16 protein-coding genes are annotated in these 26023 nt (G+C 33.6%); all 16 read right to left on the minus strand.

The window, feature by feature from the left end; genetic code table 11:
• Window positions 1–259 precede the first annotated feature (259 nt).
• Entirely contained in the window at window positions 260–1738 is a 1479-nt protein-coding gene (locus CD041_RS04955) for a M17 family metallopeptidase (RefSeq protein ID WP_002491935.1), read from the minus strand.
• Between the two features lie 215 nt (window positions 1739–1953).
• A complete protein-coding gene (locus tag CD041_RS04960) occupies window positions 1954–3162 on the minus strand; it encodes an NAD(P)/FAD-dependent oxidoreductase (RefSeq protein WP_002459561.1) in 1209 nt (402 codons plus the stop codon).
• Window positions 3163–3445: 283 nt separating this feature from the next.
• Window positions 3446–4483: a saccharopine dehydrogenase NADP-binding domain-containing protein gene (locus tag CD041_RS04965; protein ID WP_037544630.1), complete on the minus strand. Its 1038-nt coding sequence runs from the start codon at window positions 4481–4483 to the stop codon at window positions 3446–3448.
• Window positions 4484–6217 carry an ABC transporter ATP-binding protein gene (locus CD041_RS04970; protein WP_070647917.1) on the minus strand — a complete coding sequence of 578 codons (1734 nt, stop codon included), beginning with the start codon at window positions 6215–6217 and terminating at the stop codon, window positions 4484–4486.
• Window positions 6218–6241: 24 nt separating this feature from the next.
• Window positions 6242–7996: an ABC transporter ATP-binding protein gene (locus CD041_RS04975; RefSeq protein ID WP_080606611.1), complete on the minus strand. Its 1755-nt coding sequence runs from the start codon at window positions 7994–7996 to the stop codon at window positions 6242–6244.
• Window positions 7997–8019: 23 nt separating this feature from the next.
• Complete coding sequence (locus CD041_RS04980; protein ID WP_080606612.1) at window positions 8020–9480, minus strand: ABC transporter ATP-binding protein; 1461 nt, start codon at window positions 9478–9480, stop codon at window positions 8020–8022.
• A complete protein-coding gene (locus CD041_RS04985) occupies window positions 9480–10205 on the minus strand; it encodes an energy-coupling factor transporter transmembrane component T (protein ID WP_080606613.1) in 726 nt (241 codons plus the stop codon). The genes CD041_RS04980 and CD041_RS04985 overlap by 1 nt, the downstream gene beginning before the upstream one ends.
• Window positions 10202–10780 (minus strand): MptD family putative ECF transporter S component, encoded by a 579-nt coding sequence (locus tag CD041_RS04990; protein WP_002491936.1) that lies wholly within the window; start codon window positions 10778–10780, stop codon window positions 10202–10204. Before CD041_RS04990 ends, CD041_RS04985 begins: the two co-directional genes overlap by 4 nt.
• A gap of 16 nt (window positions 10781–10796) precedes the next feature.
• Complete coding sequence (locus CD041_RS04995) at window positions 10797–13550, minus strand: condensation domain-containing protein (RefSeq protein WP_070647914.1); 2754 nt, start codon at window positions 13548–13550, stop codon at window positions 10797–10799.
• A gap of 5 nt (window positions 13551–13555) precedes the next feature.
• Window positions 13556–14248 carry a VOC family protein gene (locus CD041_RS05000; protein ID WP_002491932.1) on the minus strand — a complete coding sequence of 231 codons (693 nt, stop codon included), beginning with the start codon at window positions 14246–14248 and terminating at the stop codon, window positions 13556–13558.
• 2 nt (window positions 14249–14250) lie between these two features.
• Entirely contained in the window at window positions 14251–16359 is a 2109-nt protein-coding gene (locus tag CD041_RS05005) for a bifunctional Gfo/Idh/MocA family oxidoreductase/class I SAM-dependent methyltransferase (protein ID WP_070647913.1), read from the minus strand.
• A gap of 2 nt (window positions 16360–16361) precedes the next feature.
• Window positions 16362–22385: a non-ribosomal peptide synthetase gene (locus CD041_RS05010; protein WP_080606614.1), complete on the minus strand. Its 6024-nt coding sequence runs from the start codon at window positions 22383–22385 to the stop codon at window positions 16362–16364.
• A 28-nt stretch (window positions 22386–22413) separates the two neighbouring features.
• Window positions 22414–23997, minus strand: coding sequence for a (2,3-dihydroxybenzoyl)adenylate synthase (locus tag CD041_RS05015; protein ID WP_062078755.1), 1584 nt, complete (start codon window positions 23995–23997; stop codon window positions 22414–22416).
• On the minus strand, window positions 23994–24659 hold the full coding sequence (locus CD041_RS05020) for a 4'-phosphopantetheinyl transferase family protein (RefSeq protein ID WP_080606679.1): 666 nt from the start codon (window positions 24657–24659) through the stop codon (window positions 23994–23996). The genes CD041_RS05015 and CD041_RS05020 overlap by 4 nt, the downstream gene beginning before the upstream one ends.
• 22 nt (window positions 24660–24681) lie before the next feature.
• A complete protein-coding gene (locus CD041_RS05025) occupies window positions 24682–25413 on the minus strand; it encodes a thioesterase II family protein (protein ID WP_002478465.1) in 732 nt (243 codons plus the stop codon).
• Window positions 25414–25652: 239 nt separating this feature from the next.
• Window positions 25653–26012, minus strand: a complete 360-nt coding sequence (locus CD041_RS05030; protein ID WP_037540859.1) for a HesB/IscA family protein — start codon at window positions 26010–26012, stop codon at window positions 25653–25655.
• Between the last annotated feature and the right edge of the window lie 11 nt (window positions 26013–26023).

A 26023-nucleotide genomic window follows, 5' to 3' on the forward strand; every position in this document is an offset into this window, starting at 1 on the left:
AATAGCAGTTCAAATTACAGCTGTCAATATAAAGTTGCAAAAAAATGGTTAAAAAAAGAGCAGGACAGTATTCATTATGAATTCGTAGTCCTGCCCCGGCAAGGTTGACTAGGATTGAAAAAAGCTTGGCATCAGCGTATTTTCAATCCAGTCAACTACTGCCAATATATGGAGTTCATAGCCTAAAACATAATGATGTCCCCAAATCATTTATAACTTGAAATAGTTGATTTCAGGAACTGTGTTCCACTATGAATCTTTATGTTAATTGTTGTAACCACTTTACAATTGTTGGTATTAAATACCCTGTTGCACCTTTTGGACCATTATAGTTCTTATGAGCGATGGTAGCTGGACCCGCAATATCAAAATGTAAATGCGGCACACTTCCGCTAAAATGACTGATGAAAGCAGCTGCAAATAAAGCTTTACCTTGGCCATTCGTGTGATTGACTAAATCGGCAACATCTGACTGACGAATTAAACGTTGCTCTGTCGCAGTCATAGGTAGTTCAAATACATATTCTTCGTACTGTTGTGCAACGGTTAAAATTTCTTTTAGTTGATCATCTGCTTGTGAATTAAATACAGCAGCCTTATCTTCTCCTAAAGCAGCAATTGCTGCACCTGTTAACGTTGCAAAATCAAGAATGGCACTTGGCTGAAATTGACTCGCGTAAAAGACCGCATCTCCTAATACTAATCGACCTTCTGCATCACTATTGAGTACTTCAACTGTTTCACCACTAAGTGCCGTATAGATATCATCCGGCTTCATAGAGCTGTCGCTAATCATATTTTCAGCTGCCGCAATAATACCGACGACATTTATTGGCAGTTGTAAGCGTTCAATGGCATGCAACATGCCTACTACATTCGCTGCACCACACATATCAAATTTCATTGTTTGCATGCCTGCCTTTGACTTAATGCTATATCCTCCTGAATCATAGGTAATACCCTTACCTACAAGCATAATAGGTGCTTGCTCCTCATTTGTACCTTGATATGTCAATGTAATCAGTTGCGGTTCATGTGCAGAACCCTTGCCTACTGCGTGTAACAAACCAAAGCCTTCTGACAACAATTGTGTGCCATTTTTTATATCAATCTGAACAGCACGATCTTCAAAATGTTGTGTAATTTCATCGGCAAAAACTTTAGGCGTTAACAAATTAGGTGGCATATAACTGAAGTCACGTGCAACATTCACGCCTTCACCGACAATAACACCTTGCTCTAGGGTATGCTGTATCTCATCATCTATCTTATTCAAATAAATGGTTAAATGATATGGTACACGTTTATTTGATTTGTAATGATCAAATTGATAAATCGCTCGTGCACTTTGTAGTCCGAGCAATGTCGCGCAGTGTTGCTTGGACATTGTTTTAGATTGAAATGTCTCAAATAGTAGTTCGGCTTCTGCAATCATTTCTTTACGTAAATATTGAAATAATTGACCAAATCCACATAAATAATCAGCTGAAGTTAACGTTTTTAAATTACCTAAGCCAACTGTGATTAATCTTACTAGACGTTGATTAATATATAATGCTGTTGAAGAAATGTGTCCTACATTAGCACTAATAATATGCTGATGCTTATAGCTCTCCAATAAATCTGTCAAATCGAGACCATCATAATCAATTGGCTCTAATTGATTCAGATGTGATGGTAATCCTATGATTAAAGTGTCCTTGGTACCTTGTTGTTGATTGAAAATTAATTGAACCATAGTATCATTCCTTTTATATAATTATTTAATTTTAAAATTTTCCTTATAAATTTAACTATATCATTTATAAATCATAACATAGTACCAATTAGGTATATCAATCATGTTAATATGTTGATTTAGGCACTAAAAAACCCCTTGCTCAATGCAAGAGGCTAAACGGTAGGTCAAAGTGTCCTACTAACTTTTTTTATGTTAATCGTCAGTCCATTATCTTAGAATTTACCTTTTTTGAATGCTAAACCTACGCCACCGATTTTGAATATTGCACGTGTATCGATCACTTTTTTCATGAAAGCAGCTTTTTTACCTGCAATGTCTCTACCGTATACAATACCAACACCATCATGTGAACCTAAAGAACATACTGTTCCGCGGTCAACATATTCAAAGTCAACTGTAGCTTCACCATTTAAGATATGTTTAATGTTTTTAGCCACGTGCTCTCCTTGTTGCATAGCAATTTGAGCAGTTGTTGGTAATGGGCGTTCTTCACCAGCTGGAATAAACGCAGATACATCACCAATCACAAAGATATCATCATGACCTTCGATAGTTAAATCTTGTTTGTTCACGATACGGCCACGTTTAACACCTTCAAATGATGCTTCCATTAATTGACTACCGCGTACACCTGCAGCCCAAACTGAAGTACCCGCTTCTAATTGTTGTTCTTGATCATTGATTTTAACTACAAAACCTTTTTCGTTACAAGCAACGATTGGTGTAGCGATTTTAAATTCAACGCCACGATCTTCTAAATACTTAACTGCGTAGTTAACTAACTCGTCTGAGAACATTGGTAACATTTTTGGTGCAGCTTCAACGCAAGTAATTCTAACCTTTTCTTGGTTTACACCATACTTATTACATAATTCAGGAATGCGGTCAGTTAATTCACCTAAAAATTCAATACCGGTGAATCCAGCGCCACCTACTAAAATAGCTAAGTCATTATCATTTTTCTCTTTTGAAGCTGCATAGTTGGCAAATTTATCTTCAATGTGACGAGATAAATGACGGGCAGTATCAACATTTTCAATTTGGAAAGCATAGTCTTTCATACCGTTGATACCAAATGTTTCAGTTTCAAAGCCTAATGCAACAACTAAAATATCGTAGTTAAAAATACCGCTATCTGTTTCTACTTTTTTCGCATTGCGGTCAATTTTAGTCACTTCAGCATTGACGAAGTTTACTTTGTCTTTTTTAAGTACGCTTTCAACTGGATATATTAAATCTTCGTAGCTAATAGTCCCAGCTGACGCTTCATGTAACCACGTTGATTCATAGTGATATTTATTTTTATTCACCAATGTAATTTCTGCTTCTTCAGCTGAAACATGCTTTTGTAATTTTGTTACAGTTTGTAATCCAGCATAACCTGCACCTAATACAAGTATTTTTTTCCGTTCTTGAGCCATTACTATTCACCTAAGCTTTCATTTGATTTAATTTCTACGTAGTCTAAAGTATGTGACAATAATACAATTCATAAGTTAATTCAATATGAATGTGTTGCAAAAAACAATTTATAGACTTTATACATACGTATCAATGTCTTTTTATAATCTTGATCAAGTCATTTGAGTTCACAAAAAAGACAAAATCTTCAATCCATGTTTAATTCTATAGTTTTTAGCTTACATTTTCAAGCGAATATAGGTTTAAAGTAAAAGTTGTTAATAGTTTGTTATTTTTTAACCATTAGTTATGAAAGTAGCAATGGCTTTCTTGTTGAAGCATATTTAGTAACGTCTCGGCGTCTATAGCTTCATATAAGTTTGTTAAACCATGTTGTTTAACATTCCCTTGTAATATCAATATCGCCGTCCAATATAATGTCAAAGCAGTTACATCATTCCAATCTTGTGACCACCGTATTGAAATTGTCTTGTTATCATTTAACAGCAAACTAATGCATGTAAATGGCTCATGGCGATTGGCATCTGCTTCAAATTCATTGCGTAATATAGTGATGGCACTAGTGATATCATGTTGATCAAAGTGATATTTCGCTCGTGCCATTTTATAGATAATACTGTCGTCTTTAAAAGCATTAAAGAAATGTGCTTCGTTAATCGTTGTTTGCTTAATATAATTTATAAAGTGTTGATTAATAATAGGAATGCAATGATATGGTGGTGCGTCTGACTCAAGCTGACGTGTTGTCATCATATAATTTGTAGGCGTTAACTCTCCTTGTACTAAATACATTTGATTGTATGCATAAGGTGGATTAGATGTTGTCATCATTTCAAGGACCGCGGATTTAGATAGATGTCCTGTGCCTGAAAAATACATTTCTAAGGATTTTACTTCATTACGGCGATATGTATAATCAAGTAGGACTTCCGTTAATCCTGGGTTAACACCTGCAAATTGAATGGCATTGAGCTTTGCTCTACTTAGCTGGCTATGCAATTCCGCTTCATTGTTTGCCCACTGAATGTCTCCAGAAGCATCAATATAGTGCGTGTGATATGTGAGACAATATCGTAATAATTGTCTGATTGCCTTTCCAGTGCAATTTATAATCAAATCACATCGACGTATCAATGATATGATTTCATCCTCACGCTCTAAATGAACGGTTGTAAATGTAACATGTGGTGGTAACTCATGTTGAGGTTGTAGTTGTCTAGAAGTAATAATAACGTTGATATTCTGGTGGTTTGCTAATAATGTCGCAAGCTTATACCCTATTACACCATTGCCTCCGATAATACCAATACATTGTACCATTTATAATTTCCAACCTTCCGATTCACTTTTAATAGCTAAAAAGTCTTGATACATACCTGCTTCATTTGCAAGTGTATCATGCTGACCAAGTTGACAGATTTCTCCTTGTTGTAACACCACGATTTGGTCTGCATTTTTAATTGTTCCTAATTTGTGTGCAATCGTAATAACCGTTTTCCCTTTGCTCAGTTCATCAATCGCTTGTTGAATCAGATGTTCATTTTCAGGATCAATGCTCGCTGTTGCTTCATCAAGAATAATGATAGGTGCATCTTTTAGAATGGCTCTGGCAATAGAGATGCGTTGTTTTTCTCCACCTGAAAGATTATTTCCTTTTTCGTTGACAACGGTTTGATAGCCTTGAGGTAAAGACATGATAAAATCATGACAACAGGCCTGTTTCGCTGCTTCAACCACTTCTTCTTGTGTCGCATGAGGTTTCCCAAATAAAATATTGTTTTCGATAGTATCATTAAACAAGTAAACTTTTTGAAAAACTGCACTAATATGTGACATCAATGTGCTTAGTGTCATATCTCTAATATCTACGTCACCAATACGTATACTACCTTCATCGACATCGTAAAATCTTAACAGCAAATGACACAGTGTTGACTTACCACTTCCAGACGGTCCAATAATCGCTGTTGACGTTTGTGCATCAATGTTAAATGTCACATCTTTAATAACGGATTGTTGCTCATAGGCAAAGCTTACATGATCAAAGGCTATATTATAGTTGGTAATATTTTGGTTCGTTGCAGTTTCATTGAGCTCTGGAGCCGTTTTTATCTCGGCGATATCATCCAGTGTCACATCAATAATTTCTAACACATGTGCTGCATTATTAATATGCTCTACACTATCAAAGATGACAAATGAAAATATAGCCATCATAATGAGCATCGGTAGTTCAATTGTATGGTTAAAATATAATAAAGTTGCGACAAGCACAATAAGTACTGAAACAATTTTTAAACTTAATAAGTGAAGTAAATTAAACGGTGTATATTGCAGTTCTATTTTAGAATTTGTACGCTTACTATCGTCAACAGCACGATTGAAGCTATTTAAACTCGTATCTTCTTTAGAAAAAGCTTTAATAACTTGAATACCTCTTACAACTTCTAACACCTTCTCAACAAGCTGATTTTGTGCATAGTGATATTTCGGTGCATTACGATGACTTATTTTTTCTAAGACATAAATACTCAGTAATGATAGCAAGACACCGCAAAGTGCAACCAACGCAACCTGCCATGAAACAACGGCTAATGATAGAATAAGTACCGTGATTAGGATATATCCATTCACCACTATATCAACCATTTTCATGGCATAGTTTTCTAAAAATGTTAAATCTGAAGTTACGGTTGTTGAGAGCTCATTCGAATGATTACGCTCAAAATATCCTAAACGCACATTTTTTAATTTTTCACCAATGGTTAATCTCTCTGTAGCACTCATTTCGTAGGCAATACTCTCTTGTAACCTATTTTTCGCATACGCAGTGATGAAACGTGCCAACACTAATACAATCATGACACCAAGCACCAAAAATATTTCATTACTTTCAATATCTTGATGTGTTAACATGCGATTAAACACATTGGCAGCTAAGAAGATAGGCATTGCAATAAAAATTGCATTCAGAAATGACATGACAAATCCTAAAATCATTCGAGCTTTGAAGGGTGCAGTCCATTTTAAAATTTTATTGGTTATTTGAAACATCGGAATCCTCCTTATCGTCTATCACTACGACGTGACGCCCCAGTCTTTAACACCTCTATGAATCGTCCACATTTTGTGATATGTACCTTGATTTTTAAGCAACGCTTCATGTGTACCTTGCTCAGCAATACGATGTTGATCTAACACTATGATTTGATCTGCTTGTTTAATCGTCGATAAACGATGTGCAATCACAATTAACGTTTTATTGTGTGTTAATGCATTTAAAGCACTTTGAATCTTTTGTTCATTGTCTGGATCTACATAAGCTGTTGCTTCATCTAGAACGATGATAGGTGCATCTTTCAAAATCATACGTGCAATCGTCACACGTTGTTTTTCTCCACCTGATAATTTATCACCAACAGCACCCACATATGTATCATAGCCTTGAGGTAACTGTTGAATAAAATCATGACATTGTGCTTGTTTAGCAGCAGCAATAACATCTTGATCTGATGCTTCAGGACGTCCTAATTTAATATTTTCTTTAAAGGTTAAGTTTAATAAAAAGTTATCTTGACCAACAAAACCGACTAAATCATTCAATTGTTTAGGGCTGATATTTTTAATGTTGGCATCTCCTATTAAAATGTCACCACGGGTTACATCCCAAAATCTCAATAATAATTTAGCAATCGTGGATTTCCCGGTTCCAGAAGGACCAACTATAGCGGTAAAGGTCTGGCTAGGAATTGTAAAGTTTAAGTGATTAAAAACAAGGTCTTCACTTTCACCTGTATAAGAAAAACCGACATCATTAAACGTAATATTGGTATTTTTAGGCTGTTGAAATTGTTCGGGTTGACTTAATTCTTCTAAATCTAAAATTGTTTGTACTTCAGAAATTGCATATTGAATCGACTTTAATTGATTCACATAATTAGTGAAGTTCTTAATTGGTGCAACGACACCTAAAGATAACACTAAACATAAGAAAAATGATGCTTGATCTAATTGATGTATGGCCACCAGATACATCCCCATAGGTAAGACCCCTAAAAAGGTTGATGGTAAGATGCTGGCACCTAAATTCATATAACCCCATGTTTGTTTAAACCAATTTAATGTATGTGTCTTATAATCATTGACGGCATCTTTATATTTTTGATAAGACTTTTGCGATTGATTAAATGTCTTAATTACCTCAATACCTTCGATATATTCTACAATTGAACTATTCATATAATTATTTGATGCCATTTGTGCAGCATACGTATCATTAAAGCCAGACATTAACTTTTTAAATGCAAAAAATGATATCGGAATTGTAATGAGCATTGCACATGCCATCCGCCAATCAATGACAATCATACAAACAAAAATCGCGAGTGATAATAATAAGTTGCCAATGACTTCAGGAATAATATGTGCTAGAGGTAATTCGATTGTTTCAACTTTGTCTACCATAATGCTCTTAAGTTCACCGATTTTTTTCGCTTCCACAACACCGAGTGGTAATCGCATAAGTTTCTGTGCCAATCGTTTTCTAATTGTTGACAATATGTCATAAGCTGTTACATGGGACAGCATGGTAGAACAACCGAAAAAGATAACTTGTAATACATAGGCTAAAAGCGCTATGCCAATGTAAAATAATACGTTGTGTGTTTCTTTATGCCCAGCTATCACATACAGAATAATTCGATAGACTGCCCAATATGGAACTAAACCTGAAAACACACTCAAGATGGATAACAAGACCGATAACACAATTTTTCCTTTACTATCTTTACCGAAATTCAATAAAGATGTGAACCAATGTGAGCGATTTGTCATGTTTGTTACTCCTTTCTTTTACCTCATGATACTTGGAAATATGATGCCAATTTATCATGACCTGCATGATCTAATGGATAATGATCTATGACTTGTCCAGCTGCAAAATGCATGACATAACTGCATAATTCTAAAATTAAAGCATAATCATGCGTGATAATAAAAACGCGCTTACCTTGTGCATGGACCGTCTGAATATTCTGTGCGACTTGCTTCATGTGATATAAATCTAAACCTGACGTTGGCTCATCAAAAATAATAAAATCTTTATTGCTGATAAGCGCGGTCGCTATTGCAACACGTTGCTTTTCACCACCAGACAATGAGCGTGGATGCGCCTCTTTTTTAGCCAACAAATTCATGTGTTTCAAAATAGCATTAACATGTGTTTCTTCTATATCTTGATTGAGTAGTTTCATTTCTTGGTCAACACTTTCTGTAAACAATTGTGTGTTGACATCTTGAAATACCATATAGCTATGCTTTAATAATTGTTTCCTTTTTGCATGACATTGTTGCCATGAGACACTTCCTTTGAATCCCTTTGCTAAACCACAAAAACAACGTGCAAAGGTGGACTTTCCACTACCATTATCACCAATTATGGCAATCATTTCATGTTCAGGTATGCTGAAATCTGCAATATTTAGTTGTTTAGTTTGTCTCCATTTGTTGTAACCATAGCTGAAATCTTTAATGTGTATTGACGGTTGATTATCGTTATGAGGCATATCGTTTTTTATTGGGCAGGCTTGATATCTTAATCCCATTGTTTCATACTGTTGTTGTTCGAGCGCACGAAAATCATTCACCGTAAAACACTGTTGCAATTGTCCGCTATCGATATAATAGATATTGTCAGCCAAATCAAGCGCATAATCGAGACGATGATCTATAATGATTACCGTCGTCCCTTGTTGCTTCAAATAACGTATCATCTGCTGAAGCTTTTTAATACTATACATATCTAAATTGGAAGAAGGCTCATCCAAGACGACGATTTCTGGCTTACTAATTAGCACGGAAGCACATGCAATCATCTGCTTTTCGCCTCCAGACAACTCAAAGATATTCTGCTGTAATAAATGTGTTAACTCAAAATAATTCATGGTTTGTTCAATTTTCTGCATGATTGTAGCTGGTGGAACACCTTGATTTTCCAGGTTAAAAGCCAGTTCACTGGTTGTATCCACGTTATAGAATTGTGTTTTAGGATTTTGAAATACGCTGCCTACCATGGTCGAAATTTCATACATGGATAATTCAGCCATCGATTGTTGATTAAGATAAATGTCTCCTTCAATGTCACCCGTTTGAACCTTTGGTATTAAGCCATTAATCAATTTTGCTATGGTTGATTTACCGCTGCCTGACTTCCCACAAAATATAGCAACTTCACCTTGTTTGATTTCTAAAGATAACTGCTTTAGTGCTGGATGTGTTGCTTCAGCATAAGTAAAAGATACGTTGTCAAATTTAATCATCAACTTAATTTCTCCTTATAATAATTCACCCACAATGCCAACATAACAATAAAGAACACCATATCTAACCACTTAAATTTGACTGTACATATATTTGTCCTTGCGTGTGGTGCATCAATGCCACGTGTCATTGCAGCAAAGGATAAATCATTGCCAATTTGTACGACTGATATAATCAGTGGAATGAGACGATACTCTAAATTTTTAAAAATATGTCGTTTTAACGTAATACCGCGCATTTTCATGGCATGATTAATATTCCTATACTCTTCTGAAATCGTTGGAAAAAAGCGAAAAATAACAGTGATTGGAATAATAACGTTGCGTGGCATTTTTATTTTTTCCATAGCGGCTATAAATTCGCTCACTTTAGTTGAATATAATGTAAAATAACCTACAATGAAACCAGGCAACATATTCATAAATATGCCTACGCAAGCCAACAAGATAAACTGCAGCATACCATGTGTATACGGCACAACATAAGCTTGTAAAAGCATCAGTATCACGAACAACATTGTAAACTTTAAAAAAGCTAAGTATTTATATATAGAAAGTAACAAGCTCAATGAACATAACGTAATCGTAATACGTAAGATACTTTGTGAACTACCACTTGAAATAAGAATAGTGCTCACAGTAATTGTCAGTAAAATCTTAGTTCGAGGGTCTAATTGTGCTAACCGTGTTCTATCATCTTTAAATAAAGAACTTATTTTACTCACATAAGCCCCGCCTTTTTAAAATGTTTACTAAACATTTTCTTACCTAACCAAGCACCTAAGAGCCCACCAACGATTGTTAAAACAAACATAATTGGTAACGTCCATAATGGCGTTATAGATGCTAATGTTTGCACATATTCATGCCCATAAGATTGTTCTAACTCTTTAAAATACGCCTCTCTAGCTAAAAACATACGCAACACAAAGCCCATCATCCACAATGAAAAGACCGCATAACCCCATGCAATATTATTCCAAGCTTTGTAATCACCTTGTTTCATAATCAAATCACCAAGCAATCCACAAATCAATCCAGCTGGAATCATAATTAGTCCACTTCCCATGATGGTAAAAGCTAGCCCTAATATAAATCCAGTTAGTGTTAACATCCCAAACTTTTCAATTTTCATCACATATAAAATAAACGGTATACCACAAACGATTGGACAAATTAATCCTAAAAATGGAATTAAAAACGGTATATAACCTAGCATAAAAGTAACAAAAAAGACGACCAAATAAATGGCTGTAAAAATACCTACTGTAATTAAATCTTTAACGTTTAACTGTTTCATAAAAATGACTCCTTTACTAATGAGCTATTAAATTTGCTATTGCTGTGGCATTATCTTTATCTTCTACGCAATCGTAATGATTACCTGGAATATTTTTTTGTTCAAAATTACCTATGCAATATTGTTCCCATTGATCATTATCTTGTGCTGGCAATAAAGAACTATTTTCTTTTTGTTGCGCATTTAAATACGTAACATCCCCAATGTAAGTCGTGGGCACCATATGTGCGGATTCCCAACTTGCCATTTGAACTTGATAAGAAGACATTAAAAATGCTTCATTAATAGTTTCTCCATTTGTTTCCTCTATTACATTCGCATAAATCTTAAATCGTTCATCAAATGTTTTGCGTTCAAAAAAATGTTTCAATTGTGTAACTAATTGATCTGATTCCCCGTATTTATTTTCCAGGAAATCTAATAAATGATATTGTTTGTCTTGTTCTATGTTGCTATACATTTCTTTAATACTCTGAGTTAATTTATTGTATTCAATATCAGGAATGACATCAGAGATTGTTATAAAATGATTTTGTATATATGCCATTTCTGACACGATGTCATCTATTTGAGATATAGGTGATATCGATGTATCAATTAACGTCACATGTTCTACATCAATGCCTTGTAGTGTTAAAATATTAGCAGTTTCTAACGCTACCAATCCGCCCGAACAATATCCTACAAGATGAATCGATTCATAATCCGTTTCACTAATCATTTCAGCATAGGATTCACTAATTTTTTTAACAAGATTTTGACGATTGATATGACAATATTGCTCTTGATTGTTAATGGTAATTCCTGCCAATGCATCGCGATCAATAGCTTTTAAATCATCGATTAAATAACGCAAACAATTCATCGTTCCTAAACCAGCATGAAATAGTATTTTTAGTGTCGTACCTTCCTTTTTAAAGAATGTCAACTTCCCGATTGATTGATTACTTTCCGACTCCTTCACATTTTCTACTTCAGCAATTTTGGTATTAATTGCATTGAATAGCATATTAATCGTGGGTTCGGCTAATAATTTTCGTAATAAACCATCAAAATTGATGATTTCATAATCATGTGATTTACACGATTCAACCACTTGAGTAGAAAGTCGTGCTAATACTAGTGAATCCGCACCAAAGTTATAAAAATTGTCATCATAAGATAGTGAATTGACTTGTAATATCGACTGACAATGGTCGATGATTTCTTGCTTTAAAGATTCGGGTACTAAATCTGCTTGAACATCAGATGTTTTATTATCTATTTGTTTGACGTCTTGCTGTTGTGACATGATTTGCTGATACGCACTTGTTTTTCTTTCAGTGTCATACCAAAAGCTAAGTGCCTTAGTTAAACTTTCACTAGTTGTATAATTCATGAGCATGTGTTCTAAATCCATAATAAACCTATTGATAAATGCTTCTTTAAAAATACCTTGTCTCGTATCAATATTAACGTTTAACTTACCGTTAATTTCCATGATTTGACAATCCATAAACACTTGTGGCGATTGACTTAAGCCTTCATCCCCGATTTTCAAATGCTCAAAGTGCATATCTCCAGTCCCTAATGAACTTGTAAAAACAATAGGATACAGACGATTTGAATTTGTTTTTCTAATCTCTCTAATTAAATCAACACCGGTAAAAGTGTTATGCTGTAAGTCCTCTAATAGTGTAGCTTGAATCTTTGAAGCGTTTTCCAAAAACGAACTATTTTCATCAACATTGATTGATAATAAGTTCGTAGAGGTGAAATCACCGACAATATGATCAATATCTTTATATGTTTCATTACGGTTCATCGTCGTTAAATTGACTACAAATGTCTGTTGATCGATCCACTTATTGACAACACAAGCAAATGCGGTTAGTACAAGTGTATTTGGCGTTAATCCATGCTGTTGTGCAAATGTTTTTAAATTTAACCATGACTGACGATTGACTACAAATGAATTTCTTACAAATAAATCTTTGGCATTATCAATAGTAATTGGTAATTGTGGATATTGTCCTAAATGTGGCAACTTATTTAACCAATATTGCTGATCAACCAAATATTTGGAGCTTGCCTTAGTTAATTCGCTTTGCATATATATATCTTTTAGCTCGTAGTCTTGAGATGTATCAATAACGTCATTTTCATTAAAATAGGCACTTTCAAACGCTTTAAGTAATATCCAAATACTTGTCCAATCTAAAATTAAAAAATCAAACGATAGGTGCAGTATGGATTGCTCATGTCGTTGCGTAATACCTATATCAAATAATGGCCATGTTGCTGGATCATATTGTTTATCTTGAAGTTGTTCGCGTATTAAATGACTGTCACCATTTTCATTATTTACTAATAATTTATAATCTAAGTCACCTGACAATATCGTTTGTGTCTCCCATGAGTCAATAATCGTCCTCAAAGCTTGATGTTTCTTTATGAGTTTATTCCATAATTGATTAGCTCGCTCTATGTCTAATTTAGGAAATTTGACTTCAAAATAGACATGACTTGATACATCTCCAAATTTGCTTTGTTGCCCTATTAGATAGGCACTTTGAATGTCTTTTAAGGGAAAGCGTGTTGCACTTTGATAATAATTAACGTCACTATGTTTTAATAAAAGCTTTAAAATATCCTGTTTGTTTTGCTTCAAAAATGCTAATATTTTTTCATTTATTTTTGCATTTTTACTTTTATAATGTAATTGACCGTCTTTCGTCCACAGCGTTATACCTTGCTTATATAACTCAATGAGTTGCTGCTCTAAATTCACCTTTATCACATCCTTTCTAAGGTAATTTTATTAGATAATTGATACGTTTCATTTTGATTATTTTTCAAAATAACTTTATCAATTTCTGTAATATTTCCTTGTTTTAATTGAAGTTTGTCATCATGACAAACCAATTGGCACATCAATTGATAATCTTGTGGTTGACACACGAAGATAACCTTATCAATTTCTGTGAATTGATTCGAATGAATTGTACTTGAAGGCCTCTGTGGCGTACTATAATCTGAAACCACAAACGGTAATGTTACAGGTAGAATTGGATAATAACTAAATGCTATCTTTTCGTTTTTTAAATTTTTTCTATACCACGTAATCACCTTTCTCCCTTTGATTTCAAATTGATTTAATATTGTTTTGTTTTTTGAAAAGTGCGCAATAGACCTTAAGCTAGCTTTTTGAGCTTCAATGGCAAAATCTATAAATCCTTGCTGACTACAACACCATTTTTTCCATCGCGCTTTCATTGCACGGCCATAAATCCATCTAAAAATATAAGCAAATGGCATTAATGTGCGATTCATTTCTATAAGTTCAATATAGGGACCCTCATTGAACCAAATAAATGCATTTTTAGATTTTTCACCGCCTCTTTCAATTTCAAACCCTAGCTGTTTGAACGCTTCCATCGCTTGTGCAAGATTTTTCACTTTATATTGTAAGTGGCCAATTTTATACATAATTACCTCTTTTCTAAAATAAATAATGCTTGCTTAAATGATGCTAATTCATCGCTTTGTTGTGGTTTTTTATCTAATAGTTTAAATCCCGTCTGATTAAATAGTTCATACCATTCATCTAGCGTGAGAAAGGTTGTATTTTTACTTTTTCTAATATCAGTTGGCTCGGTCATCATAAATGCTTGAGAAATTAACATAGGTGCCGATTCACCATAAGCTTCACCGATGATAAGTTTGCCTCCTTTAGTTAAAATCTGATGCACAGACTTAAGTAATCTGTTCAAGTTCTTCGCGTTATTAATAACACCCACTGCGATCACAATGTCTATAGGCTGATAAGCATTTAATTTGCTATGATGAAGGTTATCTATATTTAGAAGTTGATATCGCATAAAGGTTTTATCAACAAATTGTTTTTTTGCCAACGAGATAAAATACTGCGAAATATCCGTAAAGAGATACGACCCCGTAAATATCTGCCCGATTTGTTTCAAAATGCATGTCGTAGTTGCACCTGTACCAGCGCCTAATTCTAATATATTGAGCCTTCTATGTTCTGCGCATGTTTGAACGTATAAAGCAATTTGTGTGTTAATATAGCGTGCAATCGCTGTATGGCGATACAACGCATTGGCAATGTCAATATCTCCATGTTCAAATAAAATTAAATTAACTGGTTTATCTCCTCTAACGATAGCTTCAATATGCTCAAAGTGTGCTTTAAAATATTGGAAGATTTTCTTTGGCATAATAGATGTTATCCATTGCTGCTCAAGATGATTCCATTCATGTTGCACGTTATCTTTAGTAAGCGTTTGATAATCAAAAATATATGCATTATCCATAGTTTTAATTACATAAAAATGATCTACTAAATAATTCAACCATCTGCTCATAATGTCTTTATTGTTAGGATGTACTTCTAATCTTTCAAATATGTCATCTAACATATAAGACTGTTTCTTATCTAAATACTTACCTAATACATAAAGCATGGTGAGCGCACATACACGTTCTAATCTAAGCAGTTGACCACTTATATCATCATCAGACGCAATGTCATATTTGAACTGACTGACATCAAAGTACGCATAAAAATCATTTTCTGTCTTTTGTGGATAACCAAATGCTTGCATAAGTTTTTTCCAAGCCATGGCATGATTGATGTGGCTCTGTGCCTTGGAATTAAAGCATTTTTTACTGTAATATTCTTGGTTTAAATATAAATTTATTTCTTCAAAAATCATCCGAGTCCAAAGTTCTGTAAATATTAATTGCTGTGTTTGTTCATAGCTTGAATATATCGTTTCTATGTTATTTTTTTGCATGCCAAGTGGTGGATGATTTTTTAATTTATAAGGCAACAAGTGTTCTTTTGGAAAATGAATATATTCTCTCCACTGCACATTACCGTGCGGATCGGTTAATGCTAGTTCGCCACCTTGAAATCCTATTTTTATATTGAATAACTGTCGCATAAATTGGTCAATATCATCACGAACTTCATTGTACGCACTTAAATTTAATTGAATACCATTTAAATTAGTCGAAAGTAAATGATACGGTCCATCATTATTTAATTTTTCAGGGAGGGGTTCATTTACAAACGCTGGTAATAATTTACATAGTATTTCTGCCACTGGATAAGATAACTGTGTTGCAAATTCGAAATTGATATATTTAACATCTTGTTCCTTTTTTATGATTTGATAATTTTCGATAAAATTTTGTACTGATGGCAATCTACTATATAAATTGCAAATTGCAAAATAACGTTGATTTTTTCGAGCGACCCCATATAACTCCGCATATTCCCTCTCAGAAATAGGTTGTTCAAATATGACATCTATCCCTTTTTGTAATAGCTTTTTGGAAATAATATTGCCTTGACCACCTTGAACTTCTGATTTAATTGCTACACATGCAAAATCAATATGACTCGGAATCTCATCGATATGCGTATATAAATTTAACTGATAAAATTCAGCACAGTCGACAGAGCGTTGACTACCATTTGCTAACAACCCACAAATATTTATATCATCATGTTTACGTATCGCCTCTATATAAAATTGACCAAATCTACTGCCACATATAATACAATTTTTCATATTTACAACACCCCTTCATCACGATTAATATGTTGTGAGCCTTCTATTTTAGCTGCAATATCAGCGACAGTAGGATTTGTAAATATAAAGGATAGTTCGAGTTCAACGTTAAATTGGTTTCTAATTTTATTGGTAAGTTCTATCGCTTTAAGAGAATCACCACCAATTTCAAAAAATCTGCTATTACTGTTAGAAACCTCTTGTTTAACAATATCCGTTAAAATATCTTTAACATCGTCTATGAAACTACTTACTTCGAGTTGATTATCATTTTCTAAAACGGAATCTATTTTTGTAAAATAAGTATCTTCATATCTATCACTTACGTTTAATTCATGATTTAGAACATTTTTATTATGCGCAATCTCAAGTATCATCTTAATAAAATAATCAAACATTTTATCAAGGTTGTCTGTACCTATGCGGTGATCTACACTATCCCAATAAATGTCTAAACCACCATCTCGTTCAATCACTTGATTGTCTAACCAAACCTGAGGCGTTTGACTAATATTGTAAACAATTTCTCCTAGTAAGTTTTGGCTATTAAGTGCATGTATACCTAGACCACTTGTAAATACAAACGGCATGAGTATATAGTCATTAATTTCACAATATTTTCTTAAATCTCGTTGAAATTCAACACCGGAATACAGATGATGTTCTAAATCTTTGACGAGCTGTTTCTGAACATATTTAAAGCGATCTAACAATGTTGTGCTGCCATAATGTTTAATTTCTAATAAAGTTAATGTAGTGAAATCACCTATGACATGTTCAATATTAGGATGTACTGGCAACCTATTAAATTGCGTAATATTAAGTGAAAAATTATCGTTATGACTGACTTTCCTAATCGCTTCAGCATATATACCGATCAAGAGTGAGGTTGGCGTCAACTCTATGCCTTTAGCTATTTCTTTTAACTTTTGCCAACTTTGTTTATCAACATGATATGTTCTTCTTGTAAACTGATTTGCATCATCATTTGATACAGCCATTGTTGGTATTTCTGGTGCTGTTAAAAAGTGTCCGACTCGTTTTAACCAATAGTCTCTATCTTTGGTGTATTGCTCTGTTTGTTTAAGTTGATTTAGGTAGCATACATAATCTCTAAAGTTTAACGCTGTAAGTTGTTGGCTTATATCTTTGTTAAGATACAGCTGATTCCATTGACTTAGCAATGTAAACATACTCCAACCATCAAAGATCAAATTGTCGAAACTAATATGCAGTCTAACTTCTCTGTCAGATAAAATAGATACTTCAATATTAAAAATGGGCCATTGATTGATATCTAATACTTGATGAGACAATCTATTTCTAATTTCCAACAACGAACTTTGTTGCTGTTGTGAATTTTTATTTTCAAGATGGTTCGTTTTAAATTTATAATATGGCACTTCGCTTAATATTTGCTGTAAGCCATCATCAGTAATTATTGCTCGCATCATGCCGTGGCTATGGATTAGCTTGTTCCATGCTCTTTCTAGTCGTTCTAATTCAATATTCGTAGCATTAATTTCGAAATAGCAATGCGTCGATACATTATGGTGGCTTAATTCTTTTTTCCTGCCTATGAAGTAAGAATATTGAACATCAGTTAAGGAAAACGGTTCATTTTCTTTTGCTGGATTAGTTTGAAATTCGATGGTTTCATCTGTATGCGCTTGGTTCTTATTCTTCTCAACTTGTGCAGCCTGCGCTTTGATTGTTGTGTTTTCCATGGCATCTTTAATAGTAAAATTTATATGAAATGCGGTTTCTATTTCTTTAGATATATGTGTAGCAATTAGTGAATCGCCACCAATGTTATAAAAATTTGAATCGCTGTTAATAGTGTTATCGTTAAACTCTGCACGCCATATATTTAGTATCTTTTGTTCCATATGAGTTAAGTTGTCAGCTTTAACGCTGGAATCACTGTTTCTTTGTTTACGAGCTAACTGACTTAATTTTTTCTGATTAATTTTACCATTTTTATTTAATGGAAATACATTTAAGAAATAAATATGCGCTGGAATCATATAATTCGGTATAACATGCGTCAGTTGAGATGTAATATATTCAGATGTTATATCAGTTGGAGAAATGCAATAAATATTAGCATAAACCCTATCATTACCAACTTGTTGTATACGCTGACAATCAAAGTTATTTTCAGTAAACATGTTTTGCCAATCTCGTCTAGTTAATTTTCCCTTATAATCACCAATATAAGCATTTAATATATCAACCGTAATTTGTTCAATAAATAAACTTAGATTAGGTTCAACAATAATTATATGTCCATCTGGTTTCAACTTAGATTTAAGTTTCATCAACTGCTGTTGTATATTAAAACTTCTATGAAGCGCGTTAACAGCAATAATCACATCATAATGGTGATCTTTTAGCTGCTCAAAGTCGTTTTTTACTTCGATTCCAATGTCATGATCAATATACTCCCGATTTAATAATTTTGATTCATCTAAATAATGGTAATCTTTGCCTTTATGATTGATTTGATGCACAAGGTCACTGCTTAATGCGCTGTTTCTTGTCTCAAACTCTAAGACATTTATCGATTGATTGTTTAATTCTTGGATAGTTTTGAACAAATAGTCTTGTATCGCCATATTCCAAGGCATTAGTTCTGCAAGTTTAGATGGTGCTAACTCTGGTTCTTGCTGATAGAACAGCTCAATAGGATTCAGTTCTCCAGTAATCAGTTTAGGTAAATATTTTTCTAATTTATTTAAAAATTTGATGATGGATTTGTTTTCATCAGGGTATTGATAAGCATTATCTACTTTAGATGTACGCTTGTATTTGCCATCTTGTTCATTAATATAGCCTTTAGCTATAAGTCTATTTAGCCATTTGTTCACTATAGACTCGTACTTTTTATGAACATTTAATGTTGTTAAAATAGTCTCAAACGAACGATAATTTAAGCTATCTAATGCATTTAAATTCTCAAACATTTTCATTAATACGTGATAGATCATGTTATTCATTCTAGATAATGTTTGAGGTATATCTTTAATACCATTTTCATCATTTAAGATGGTTGTGTGACTTTTAGGAATAATAAATGCTGAAAGTGCATTATTAGTTTTAATAACCTTCACTTTACTAATGTCTATAGCGTTTGAGATTGCTTTTTCAATTTCACCGATTTCAATTCTATGCCCTTTGATTTTTACTTGATTATCAATTCTACCTAAAAATTCAATCGTGCCATCATTCCAAATACGACCTTGGTCACCTGTTCGATACCACTTAACATGATTGTTATCATAGTAGAATTTTTCTTCAGTTAGCTGTTGGTCACCAATATAACCTTTAGCCACGCCAAGTCCACCAATATGTAATTCTCCAACTACATTATTAGGGCATACTCTATCAAATTTATCTACTACTTTATACATTTGCCCTTTGAGTGCTGTTCCATATGGTATCGAAATCCAGTCAATAGGAAGTTGATGTGGAACATCGATATGGTTAGACCAAATGGATGCTTCCGTTGCACCACCCATCGCAACGACTAAACTATCTGACATTGAACGTTCGTAAAACCGCTGTGGCAAGTTTAAATCTATCCAATCTCCTGACAGTAATACTTTACTTAAAGGAAGATGTTCATTTTTACCTTCTGCCATGGTAACAAGCATATCAAACAGAATAGGCACAGAATCCCAAACTGTCACATTATATTTATGAATGATTTCTAGCCATTTATTAGCATCTTTAAAATTCTCTTCGGTTGTGAGGATTAGCGTGCCACCTGCATCTAATATCCCAAATATGTCGTAAACAGATAAATCAAAGTCTATTGATGACACCATCAATAATGTATCTTCATTGGTGATATAATACTTACAATTAATATCAAGTATTGTATTCATTGCATTATTATGGGTAATTTCAACACCCTTAGGTACACCTGTTGAACCCGACGTCATAATGACATATGCAGAGCTATTCGCACTAACAGACTTAATCTTGCAATCTTTTGGCTTTGTAGTTAAATTAACATCAATCATTTTTTTATGACTACTTCTTAATGAACATGACTCAATATATTTGGTATTGCTAATAATGACATCTATCCCTACCTGCTTATAAATCTTGTCTCTCCGATCACTAGGTTGCTGAATACCAATCGGTACATAAGCAGCGCCGGCAAATAACACACCAAGAATTGACACCACTTGGTCGATTCCTCTAGGTAATGTAATCCCCACATAATCATGGGGCTTAACGCCAATATCTTCTAACATCTGTTTAACGGACATGGCTTTGTCAAATAATTCACCGTAAGTCATACGTTTACCATCATCTGAATCTATTAATGCAATATTGTCTGGTGTCTGCTGATAATTTCGCACGAAACCTTCATATAGCATTGCATTAGGTTGTTTCAAGTCTGATAGCTGTATGTCTTCCACATATTCGCTTAATATGTCGTTCGTCTTATTCCAATTATCAACATCTGTTAATGATGCGAGCAAACGACGATAGTCATCTAACATCGCATCAACCGTTGTATCTGTTATCAAATCATCCACCTTGTCCCAGCATAAATGCAAGTCGCCTTTAACAAGATAAGATTGAAAATCTAACCACACGCCTGGTGTTTGAGAAACCATATACGATATTTCTCCAAATGTTTGTCTTGTCTCATCGTTTTCAAGTTCATAATCAATATTACATGCGAATACGACTGGGGCGATATTTATACTTTCTCCATATTTTTTTGAAACATCACGTTGTACTTGTACACCGCTATAATCAGAATGGGATACATTCTCAATAAACGTTTGCTTTACTCTTTGTAACGTATTCGCAAAGCGTTCATTTTTATGAGGTATATGTTCAACTAATAACAGATTTGTAAAATCTGCTACTATATGCGTTACATCTTTTGTATCACTTTCTCTATTAAACAACGGAATATTGACATAAAAGCCTTCTTGATTGCTCCATTTCTCTAGTGTCAACATATAGCATGTAAGTAAAACAATAGATGGCGTTGTGTCAAATCGCTTTGCGTTCTCTTTAATTTTTTCCCATACCTTATTTTCAATTATTCTTTTATGTCTTGATACTTTTACCTGTTCTACCAATTCTGGCTTTTTTAAAATGGGTAATTGAATAGGATTCAACTGCAATTCATCTATTTTGTGTGACCAAAATGTTTTATCTTGTTCTACTTGTTCATCATCTATCTGCTTTTGTTCCAAATATGTCTTAAACGTGATTTGTTCTTCACTTACAGTATGACCATGATATAAATGCGCTAATTGTTTTATGATCATACTGATACTTAAAACATCTGCTACCAATAAATCGATATTTAAACTTATTTGCACCTTTTGCTGTGGCAATATAAAAGCAGTTAAGCTTGCCACTTCTCCACGATAAACATCTAATTTTTTGTGGGATAGTTCTGTTCTATATTTTGCTAATTCCACTGATAGTTGCGTTTCATCTAAGTTATCTAATTCGATTATATCGATGCGTTTTTTGATTGGTTCTTTCAGAAATTGTTGTTGATGGTTATCAATAAATCGGCAGCGTAACATAGGGTGAATACGTTGTAGCTCATTCCATGCTTGATTTAATTTTTCTATATCCACTTGATGCCCTATAATTTCAAAATATGCATGACAGCCAACGCCACCCAACACTTGATCCTGTTCTCTACCAATTAAATACGCACTTTGTACATCTGTTAAAGGAAATGGCTGATAGTTATCAACCGCTTCTATTGAATGATGAACAGTACTTTTTTTCTTTTTAAATTTACTGTTGTCAACAAGTAACATCCACTGGCTAAATGTAGGTTTTTCTATTAATTGAGAAAATTTTATCCTTAAACCTTCTCGTCGCAATTTACTGACTAATGCCATGATATCTATTGAATGAACGCCTAAATTAATAAGATTTTCGTGCGCATCAATGTGTGTAAGATTTGTTTTTTCAGTTAACCAAGACTTAATAAGCTGTTTTATTTTATCTTTCGAAAAAAGCACTTCCATTACTACAAACCTCCATGTCTTATTTAACTCATTCTTTTAATCTATTAACATCAATTTTCCCAAATGTAGTTAAAGGCCATACGGGTACTTTTTTTATTAAATCGGGCAATTTAAAATTTGCTATACCTTGTTGTTGTAGATAATTTCTCAGTTCATTAAGATTGATATTTGTATTCTCTTTAATGCAGACACAAATTTTCTCACCTACAACCTCATCTGGTACTCCTATTACTTTGACTTCGTCAACATTAGGATGGCCTAAAATGACATCTTCTAATTCATTAGGTAAAATTTTCTCACCTGATTTATTAATCATCTCTTTGATACGCCCAACAACTCTAAAGTTTCCATCAGGTTGTTGCTTCACTTTATCTCCTGTCATAAAATACATGTCATCATCTACACATTTTATGTGTGGCGCATGTTCATAGTTATATATTGTATAGGGGCCTCTGACGTAAAGCTCGCCATATTCACCTTGCTGCACTTCTTTTCCACTATCATCTAATATTTTAATTTCGTCATATTCAGAAATAGGTGTCCCTTGTGTGTGATAAGTGACTTCATTGCCATCTTGCTTATCAGTCATACAAATTAATCCTTCTGCAATACCGTATACTTGTTGTAATTTACACTCAAATTGTTCTTCAATTTTTTGCGCAGTAAATGAATCTAATAATGCACCTCCCACCTGAATTAATTTGAGAGAACTGATATCATCTTCATCGTTGTCTTTTTGATAATCTAGACACATTTTCGCCAATGATGGTACAAGCGCTAAATGAGTAATATCTTGTTCATCTATCAACGGGAAAATTTCATCAGGGCTCGTAACACTACAAATCACTATTGTGCCACCGACCGCTAATGTTCCAATGATTCCTGGACAACCTAAAGGAAAATTATGTGCGATAGGCAAAGCAACTAAGTAAGTCGAATGTTCATCTAAGCCACATCTTTGTGCACATTGTTTGGCAACATAAATATAGTCACAATGTCTACGAGGTATAAGTTTAGGTATACCTGTCGTACCGCCTGAAAGTAACAATAATGCAGTATTATTATAAGATGGCTTGATTAATTCCTCTGAATAGCGATAGTCATAATCATTACGATTTGCGGAATAAAAATTTTTATATTGCTTGGAATTTCCAAGAATATATTGATTAATCTGACAACCTAGTTCACCTTCTATTTCATTAATCAGCTGTGAATATGAAAAGCCTAAATACTTATCTTTAGCTATATATGCTACCGCACCAGACGCTTCCAAAACACCTTTGATCTCAACTTTTCGATGTGTCGCTAAAGCTAATACAGGTATCGCTCCTATTTTAAATAATGCGAATAAGACGAAAATAAATTCGAAGCAGTTTGGTAACTGGATTAACACTTTATCGTCCGGTTTAATGCCATCCTGATAAAATTTATACGCAAAATGATTTATCTCGTCATACATTTCTTGATATGTAAATTCAAACTCACGATCTATAAGTGCAATCTTTTCTGGGTACTGTCTTACTTTTTCTTGGATAAATTCATCTAGTGTTTGATGATCCCAAACTTGTTCATCATAAAATATTTCTAGTTGTTCTCTCTTTGTCCTTTTCATTTTGGAACCTCCATCATTGAAATACCTAAAATAAATTTTGAATCTATATCTTCCATTCTCACAATGGATTTTGTTGTATCTTTATTGTTGTATATTATAAAATGATTGCCTGAACGTTTTTGAACTTCTACATAATCCAATCCTTCCATCAAACCTGTACCAATACATTTTAAATATGCTTCCTTGGCAACCCAACACTGAAAGAAATGATACGGATTATCGCTAATATATAACGCTTCGTGCACATTAAAATAACAGTCAATAATATCTTTGAAGTCAATTTGTCTTGTTATATTTTCAACATCTACACCAATATCAACCATTGAAAACGCAGCCACACAGCAACCTTCAGTATGCGAAATATTAAAGCGAATATTATAAGCATTTTCTATATAAGGCTTTTTGTAGCTTGTGTATTGATAGACCAAGTCAGTTAACTCACACGTCAATAGATATTGATAAAACAAATTCACAAGTGCATGACTATAAATATAATTCACTTTGTCGCTTTTTCTTTTTAAATTTTTTAGTTTAGCAAGCTGTGATTTTGTTAAAAAACTGGATTGATTACCGCACTTGTTAACTCTGTCAGTCCTACCAATAACAATCACCGAATAACCATTTAACAAATGTTGCATGATGCGTTGTGATAAATTGTGCATGTTATCATTTAGCTCATATATTTTATATTTCATTTAAATATGCCTTTATCTTATTGATGGCTTCTTCGGAATTACCGTTAATAAACATATGTCCACCCTCTACATATTCCCATCTAAATGATTTGGTTGTGTATTGCTCCCATTCTAGTAACTCTTCTAGCGTCATTTGTTCATCTGAGGTACCCATCAACGCCAAAATAGGACTATCTAAGGGTTCTTTATTCATATCTTGGTATTCTTCATCAATGACAAAGTCGGCTCTTAGCATCGGTAAAAACATTTTGATTAAATTATCATTTTCTAATACTTCTTTTGGTGTGCCACCATAGTCTTGCAAGCCCTGTTTAAAACCTGCATCATCAAGATGATATATAGGATCAGGTTCTTTAAAACACGGTGCTCTACCCGCCGAAATAATCACTGCCTTAGGATTATTTAAACCGCTATGTTTAATTTTTAATGCAAGTTCATAAACAATTTTAGTTCCCATACTATGGCCAAATAAATAATAGTCTTGTTCAAAATTAAATGTTTGGACTAATTCATCATAAATTTCTTGAACTAACTCACTAATTTCGGAAATGGGCGTTTCGCTAAACCGACTTTCTCTGCCTGGATAAAGCACTCGCATCACATTGGTTGCCGGAAAATAATCACTCCAATGTCGATAAATATTCGCCCCCCCACCTGCGAAGGGAAATAATATCAACGCTTCATCTCTATCTTTTTCATGATTTATTAGATAATTTGCCAAATACCTTTTTCCTCCTATAGTTATTTTATGATTTAAAATGATATTTACACTTTTATCTTACATTAATTGATAATGATTATCAATGTTGATTGATATTTAACGCAAAATTTATTGTTTCCCAAAAAATTCTATATAATTTTTATTTTTTATACTCTTTTTTGGGAAAACAAAAAAACCCTATGAGAGACTCATAAGGTTTTCTAACATATTTAATTCAATTTATATTTAACTACACGTGATTAACATTCTTCTGGTGTACCTGAAACTTTGGCTGTTTTAAATGAACTGCCACAGCCACAAGATGCAATCGCATTAGGATTATCGATTTGGAAACCACCACCCATGAGTGACTGTTTAAAATCGATTGTTGTCCCTTTTAACACCGGCGCATCATCTTTATCTACGAGTACTTTTAAACCATAGAACTCTAACACTTCGTCGTTATCCCCTGCTGTTTCTTCTGCAGACATACCATACGTTAAACCAGTACATCCACCACCATTAACTTTAATTTTTAAATAACCGTCTTCCATATCATTACTTTTCAACATATCTTTGACTTCATAAGCAGCAGCTTCTGTTAAAGTTACAGTACTCATCATCATGACCT

This window comes from Staphylococcus lugdunensis, assembly GCF_002901705.1.
Classification (GTDB): Bacteria; Bacillota; Bacilli; order Staphylococcales; family Staphylococcaceae; genus Staphylococcus; species Staphylococcus lugdunensis.

Coding starts and splice junctions, on each gene's coding strand:
- CD041_RS04955 (WP_002491935.1), bottom strand. CDS start 1,738: ATGGTTCAATTAATTTTCAATCAACAACAAGGTACCAAGGACACTTTA.
- CD041_RS04975 (WP_080606611.1), bottom strand. CDS start 7,996: ATGACAAATCGCTCACATTGGTTCACATCTTTATTGAATTTCGGTAAA.
- CD041_RS05010 (WP_080606614.1), bottom strand. CDS start 22,385: ATGGAAGTGCTTTTTTCGAAAGATAAAATAAAACAGCTTATTAAGTCT.
- CD041_RS05000 (WP_002491932.1), bottom strand. CDS start 14,248: ATGTATAAAATTGGCCACTTACAATATAAAGTGAAAAATCTTGCACAA.
- CD041_RS04980 (WP_080606612.1), bottom strand. CDS start 9,480: ATGATTAAATTTGACAACGTATCTTTTACTTATGCTGAAGCAACACAT.
- CD041_RS05015 (WP_062078755.1), bottom strand. CDS start 23,997: ATGAAAAGGACAAAGAGAGAACAACTAGAAATATTTTATGATGAACAA.
- CD041_RS04990 (WP_002491936.1), bottom strand. CDS start 10,780: ATGAAACAGTTAAACGTTAAAGATTTAATTACAGTAGGTATTTTTACA.
- CD041_RS05020 (WP_080606679.1), bottom strand. CDS start 24,659: ATGCACAATTTATCACAACGCATCATGCAACATTTGTTAAATGGTTAT.
- CD041_RS05030 (WP_037540859.1), bottom strand. CDS start 26,012: ATGAGTACTGTAACTTTAACAGAAGCTGCTGCTTATGAAGTCAAAGAT.
- CD041_RS04970 (WP_070647917.1), bottom strand. CDS start 6,217: ATGTTTCAAATAACCAATAAAATTTTAAAATGGACTGCACCCTTCAAA.
- CD041_RS05005 (WP_070647913.1), bottom strand. CDS start 16,359: ATGAAAAATTGTATTATATGTGGCAGTAGATTTGGTCAATTTTATATA.
- CD041_RS04960 (WP_002459561.1), bottom strand. CDS start 3,162: ATGGCTCAAGAACGGAAAAAAATACTTGTATTAGGTGCAGGTTATGCT.
- CD041_RS04965 (WP_037544630.1), bottom strand. CDS start 4,483: ATGGTACAATGTATTGGTATTATCGGAGGCAATGGTGTAATAGGGTAT.